The 6276-nt window shown below is 42.6% G+C and carries 6 protein-coding genes; 3 read left to right on the top strand and 3 right to left on the bottom strand.

Annotated elements, in window-relative coordinates; all coding sequences use genetic code 11:
* Positions 1-824 precede the first annotated feature (824 nt).
* Positions 825-1265: a photosystem II protein PsbQ gene (psbQ, locus tag PX481_RS22080; protein WP_002737745.1), complete on the bottom strand. Its 441-nt coding sequence runs from the start codon at positions 1263-1265 to the stop codon at positions 825-827.
* Between the two features lie 295 nt (positions 1266-1560).
* Here psbQ and PX481_RS22075 point away from each other — a divergent pair, with 295 nt between their 5' ends.
* Positions 1561-1725 carry a hypothetical protein gene (locus tag PX481_RS22075; protein ID WP_002763369.1) on the top strand — a complete coding sequence of 55 codons (165 nt, stop codon included), beginning with the start codon at positions 1561-1563 and terminating at the stop codon, positions 1723-1725.
* 49 nt (positions 1726-1774) lie between these two features.
* Here PX481_RS22075 and PX481_RS22070 read toward each other — a convergent pair whose 3' ends face one another.
* Both PX481_RS22070 and PX481_RS22065 read right to left on the bottom strand, forming a co-directional pair.
* Positions 1775-2134: a hypothetical protein gene (locus tag PX481_RS22070; protein WP_002763370.1), complete on the bottom strand. Its 360-nt coding sequence runs from the start codon at positions 2132-2134 to the stop codon at positions 1775-1777.
* Positions 2135-2671: 537 nt separating this feature from the next.
* Positions 2672-3805 (bottom strand): FAD-dependent oxidoreductase, encoded by a 1134-nt coding sequence (locus tag PX481_RS22065; RefSeq protein ID WP_288026544.1) that lies wholly within the window; start codon positions 3803-3805, stop codon positions 2672-2674.
* A gap of 219 nt (positions 3806-4024) precedes the next feature.
* On the opposite strand from PX481_RS22065, the gene phaA reads away from it, so the two are divergent.
* Positions 4025-5215, top strand: coding sequence for an acetyl-CoA acetyltransferase PhaA (gene phaA / locus PX481_RS22060; protein WP_288095991.1), 1191 nt, complete (start codon positions 4025-4027; stop codon positions 5213-5215).
* 12 nt (positions 5216-5227) lie between these two features.
* Entirely contained in the window at positions 5228-5944 is a 717-nt protein-coding gene (gene phaB, locus PX481_RS22055; protein WP_288095989.1) for an acetoacetyl-CoA reductase PhaB, read from the top strand.
* The last annotated feature ends 332 nt before the right edge of the window (positions 5945-6276 follow it).

Raw genomic sequence — 6276 nt, 5'->3', positions numbered from 1 at the left:
CGGGTTGGTTTCTGGGGTTGGGGGAGATTCGATCGATGGGTCAGACAAGGTACACCTAAATCAGCGATAGACTAATCTCAATATCTGGATTGCTTTCCCAGCTATGACGCTCAGGTAAGCCACAAGACATATTATCACGGCAGTGGCAACAATTATTAAGCAATTGTAAATTGTCTTGATTCCCCCCGCTCGCAGCCGTCAGCTTTTTTCTCTCCCCCTCCCCTGCTCCTTTCTCCCCACTTCCCCAACTCCGGCGCCCCCTCTTGCCTGTTCCCTAAAACCAGAGACTTCCTACCTCACTATTAAGATCACTGCGATAAGTAGTCGTGCAAAATTAATTTCCTAGTCGAGACTCCGAGACTCCGAGACTCCGAGACTCCGAGACAGCTATCAGGGATCGGATTTGAGTTTTCAGTTCACTGTTTACTCACATCAGCAAAAGGCTGACGGCTGAGAGCTTAGATGTGTAATTAATTTTGCTTAGGTACTTAACTGTGTTTTTGAGGACATTGTTTCTTGTCCCTACTCCTCAATAAACCCGAACCTGAAGGAAAATTTACCCCTACCCCCTACCCTAAAAGAAAAATTTTTTCTGGAAGGTTTTTCAGCATCAGGGTTTGATGATTTGAGTGCAAGCTTGATCAGTTTAACTAATATCATCCTTGCCCTTGCGGGGGGTTAAAATTTGCTGCTATAAATAAGAAAAAAAGTTTTTGTGTGCTTCTCTCTGACAACAATCTCTAGGCAAAAAGCCAGAGATTTTTTAAAAAAGCTGATAACTGATCACTGATAACTGATCACTGATAACTGAACACTGATAAAAACTAACTAGGAACAATATTTAAGAAAGCATCGAAGTCTTTTAATGCTTCTTGGAATTGATTAGCAGCAAGACTAGCATCTTTTTCTTTGGCTGCCGCATCGATACGTTCAAAGTGAACGAAAAGATTTTTCGCTAACTGCTTGGCTTTTTCTTGGTCTTTGGGCAGTAAATTACGGGATAATCCTACCATTTCCTGACGCAATTGCCCCAAAGGACCGTGGATATAGGTGCGAGTATCTACCCAATTTTTGTCAGCGATGAGGTCTTGCAAAACGCTCATTTTTTGGCGAAATCCTTCTATGGGTTGGATGTAAACCTGTAACTGTTCGATTTTTTGGGGACTGTAAACGGTGGGGATAGTTGCTTGGGGACCACTGCAACTAACCAGCAGGGTAGTAACTAGGACTAAAACTAGGGAAATAATCGAGCGAAGACGTGGCATTGGTTTATATGTACTATTTAACAAGCTATTGACGTTCTCTCCCTTAACCAGTCAAGGTATCGGGACGATTTTTACTTTATCAGAATTTTGGGTTTAAAACCTCGCCCCTTTTAGGGCATCCATTGGTCACATCTTTCATTAACAAAAAGAGAAGAAACTTAAAAAGGGCTCTTCTCGACTTTGTGTAATAAGTGGGTGGGTGGAATTAAATATAAGATAAACGTAGGTTGGGTTGAAGCATGAAACCCAACGCCCGCATGGGTTACGCTACCGCTAACCCATCCTACAAATAATTGTGCCTCCCTACTTAAGTTTAACTTATATAGTAGCGATCGATCTTTGTGTCCTCTGTGTCTCTGTGGTTCCTTCCACTGAAAAGTTCCTGAACAGTAATGATTGTAACGGAAATGGAATGACGGGACGCATTAGCAATAACTTGGGGATGATTGCCAAGAATTAGGGAAATATGGTCAGTATCGAGAATATATTGAGACACAAATCTTTATCCTCTACAGATAATATGAGGGATCTACTTCACTGTCATCATCTAAAGTACGTTCTGCTTGAAGTGTATCCATGATTTCTTGAAAATCTGCGTCATTTTCAAAGATACCTGCAAATTCTCGCCAATTGGGTGAGGGGTTATCTAGGGGTGTTGTCCATGATATCGTTTCAATTTGGCTAATTTGTTCGATAAAGGTTGTTTGTAGTTGGGAAATGGCTTCTTCTTTGGTGGGTGCTTGGACTCGAAAATGAGGCAATTCAGCGATAGATACAGCATATTGACCATTTTTAAGGGTTTCTATCAGTATTTTTACCTTTAGATTAGCTGATGGTTGGGAGGGTGGGATATTGAGATTGATGACCATAGCATTTTGTTGATTTATCGCTTTACTTCCTTATTTTAAATGACTCATCTGGTATATAAGGTTGTTTTAAAGAGTAGATATTTTTAATATATTCAACTAAAAGGTTGATTTTATTTTGATTTTTACAATTGATACTTAGTTCAAAAAAATTACAAAATTGATCGTCATTAAGCCTACTATACATTGCATAGGAAATCGACATTCTAATTAATTTTGTATCCGTTAAATAGTCTTCTATGTTAAAATTAAACATAAATATCCTCTTGGCTCTAAATTTATATTAGAGCTATATTGCTATTTATTTTTCCCTTAGAGTCAAATTTTTTAAGATTCTTTCGATGTTTGCAGTTTCTCATCTCAGCAAAAGAGAGAAAACAGCGATCGCAAACTGCGCCTTCAAATTCTTCAAACTCCCACAAAGCAGCAATCTTAAACTTTTTCTCACGATTTGGACATTTAGACAACAACTTTAAGTCATGCTTCTCACACCTCCCAACCGACTTAAACTGCCATTCAATCCGATGACAAAGCAACTCATCATTTCTGTTCAAATTGTTTCATAAAAGCTCGATCGATCCGATCTTTCCATAACCATAATAACGGTGATTGACATCCGAAACCGCCCCAAGATGCGATCGCTTTTTGGTCTCCTGTCCCGATTAAACTGAGATAATTTTTCTGGGGAAAATAGGGTTTTAAGGGCTGATTTTGCAGAATTCTTCCTAAATTATCGAACAGTGGTTTACCTTGTCGGACGGCAAAAACTCCTGCTTTCGGACGGGGATAATCTGGAATCGTGGCAATATCTCCCACGGCAAAAATATGGGGATGGGAAAGAGATTGCAGATAATTATTCACTAAAATAAACCCTTTTTCATCTGTCAGTAATCCTGACGCTTTAATCCAACTAGGGGCCGAGGCAGTCGTTACCCAAATTGTATAATCCGTGGGTAAAACTAACCCCGATGAACAGATAATCTGATCTGCTTGCACTGCCGTCACATCCGTTGATAAATATAATCTAATTCCCCTTTGTTTAAAAATATTCTCTAAACGTTGACCGACCCAATTATTATGGGCTGGTAGTAGTTTTTTTCCTCGATGAATTAGAGATAAATTCAAATTACTGCTAGAGTTGAGAATTTTGGCCAAACGGGACTGCATATTTAAAGCTAATTCGACCCCGCCCGCGCCACCACCAACAATGACGATATTGAGAGGATTATTGGGGTTACTAACCGCTTTTTTCAGGATTTCTTGCCATCCTTCCCGAAAAATCGGCACCGGTTTGGCGGGAATAGCGTACTCTTGAGCGCCGATAACATTATCTACTGCCGGGATGCTGCCGATATCGATCGAGAGATAATCAAAGGGAATCTGTAAAGAATTATTACAAATTACTTGACATTTTTCCGTATCTATGGAATTAGCCTTGTCTAAACAGAATTGCGCTTGAGAATACCTAGCTAGAGAAGGTAAATCGATATGAGTCTCAGCAAAATCATAAAAACCGGCGATGTGGCCGGGTAACATTCCCGAATAGGGGGTATGGGTGACATCGCTAATTAAAGTTAATTGAACGTTTTTTAGGGGTGATTGCCCCCAAAGACGAAGGGCGATCGCATGACTATGACCACCACCGATAAAAACCAAGCGCTTGACTAAATCCATAAAAAAACGGGATTGCTGCCAGAAAAGTTAAATTCTAATGAATATATCTTCTTACACAGAAATTCTGTTGCAAAATCGAGGGTAGATAGACAAAAACTCAAGACATCGGGGCCAGGAACTTTTAACCAATGACAGTCAATTGGGATTTTGATCTTTTCGGACTCGATATTCTTAAGCAAATTCTATCTATTATCTTCGCTTCCCAATAGAGAGAAGTCTATGCAAGAAGTTTATATCGTGGCCGCAGTCCGGACTCCAATTGGTCGTTTTGGTGGGGGATTGATGGGATTATCCCCGGCCGATTTAGGGGCAACAGTGATGAAATCTGCCCTAGAAATCGCTAATTTGCCCCCAGAAGCCCTAGATTTGTACATTTTCGGCAATGTTTTGGGATCGGGTCATGGTCAGTTAATTCCCCGACAAGCGGCGATTAAAGCAGGAATTCCCGTAAGCGTGGACGGATATCGGGTGGATATGGTTTGTTCTTCGGGAATGATTGCCGTTAGTAACGCCGCTACCTCAATTCGCGCTGGAGAAGCGGATCTCATCCTCGCCGGTGGCATCGAATCCATGTCCCAAACTGGCTTTTTTCTCTCCCATCGGGCCCGGTGGGGTTATAAATTCCTCATGGGTGCGCCAGAACAATTAACGGATTTATTACTCCACGATGGCCTAACCGATGCTACCACGACTGAGGGCATGGGTTCCCAAGTCGATCGCCTCTGTCTCGATCGCGGGGTTTCTCGGCAAGCATTAGACGAAATTGCCGCCTTATCCCACCAAAGAGCGGCCACAGCCACAGAAAAAGGCTGGTTTAAGGGCGAAATCGTGCCAATTGAGCTTAAATCTAAGAAAGGTTCCACAATTCTTGATCAAGATGAGGGTATTCGTTCCGATAGTACCCCGGAAGGTTTAGGAAAACTGCGGCCGGCTTTTAATCCGTCGGGAGTTTTAACCGCAGGGAATAGTAGTCAGATTTCCGATGGGGCCGCCGCTATCCTTTTAGCCAGTCAAAAAGCTGTGGATCAGTACGGTTTAAAACCAATTGCCAAAATCCTTGGCGGCGCTGTGGGTGCTGGCAAAACCGATCGCTTCCCAGAATTCCCCGTCCTAGCGGTGAAAAAATTGCTGGCATCTTTAGATAAAACGATCGAAGATTTCGATTTAGTGGAAAATAACGAAGCTTTTGCCTTAAATAATCTGCTTTTTGAGATGGATCTGGGGTTAGCGAGGGAAAAACAAAACGTTCACGGTGGTGCGATCGCATTGGGTCATCCCATCGGCGCTTCCGGAGCGCGAATTCTGGTGACGTTAATTAACGCGTTGAAAGTACAGGATAAAACCCTCGGTATGGGGGCCATCTGTCATGGGACCGGTGGCGGAACAGCGATCGCAATTGAAAGAGTTTAGGAGGAAAAAGCTATGGTATCTCTGGGACTAGAGGAGAAAGTTATCGTCGTTACCGGCGGAAATCGAGGCATTGGGGCGGCTATTGTCTCTCTTTTGATAGAATTGGGGGCCAAGGTGGCCTACACGGATTTAGCCACGGATAATCCCCAGGGTTTAGGCATTGTCGCCGACGTGACTAAGTTGGAATCTATGGAAGCGGCAGCTAAACAAATTGAAGCGGAATTGGGACCAGTGTACGGCATCGTCGCTAACGCGGGGATTACCAGAGATAACTTTTTCGCTAAATTAACGCCGCTAGATTGGGATTTAGTGATTAATGTCAACCTAAAAGGGGTTAATCACACGATTAAACCGTTTATTGAGGGAATGTACGAACGACAAGCGGGATCGATCGTTTGTATTAGTTCTATTTCCGGTGATCGCGGTAATGCCGGCCAAACTAATTACGCAGCCACAAAAGCGGCAGTTATTGGTTTAGTCAAATCCCTAGCGCGAGAAGCTGCCCGTTATAATATTCGCGCCAATGCGATCGCACCGGGGTTTATTAACACGGAAATGACTTTAGCGATTCCCGATAAGGTTCGCGATAAAATCACCGCCGAAATTCCCTGTCGTCGCTTCGGTGAACCCGCAGATATCGCCTGGGCAACTGCCTATTTACTCTCTCCTATTGCCAGCAGTTATGTCTCTGGAGAAGTCCTCAGAGTTAATGGGGCCCACCACACCTAATCAGTTATCAGTTATCAGTTATCAGTTATCAGTGGGTAAGTTATCAGTTATCTAATTCAAAGATGGAAAATGTGTTTGTTATCGAAAAAATCGGGTCTAAAACCTCGCCTTAAGGCGAAAAGTTTTTGGAGCGGGGCATAAATCCCCATTACAAAAACGGCCTCCTGCTCCTTGCCTCCGTTATTTAGCGCCCGTTTAGCTAGTAAACAGGAGAGAAAAAATTATGAATCAGGAGTCTGAAGAAACGGTTAATGACGAGATGCGAACTGAATATGACTTTTCTGGTGGTATTCGTGGCAAATATTATCAAGCTTATCGACAGGCTAGTAATG

The sequence above is a fragment of the Microcystis sp. M53603_WE2 genome (assembly GCF_030065435.1).
Note: the sequence above shows the minus strand (reverse complement) of the source record. Positions and strands in the feature narration are given on the sequence as shown.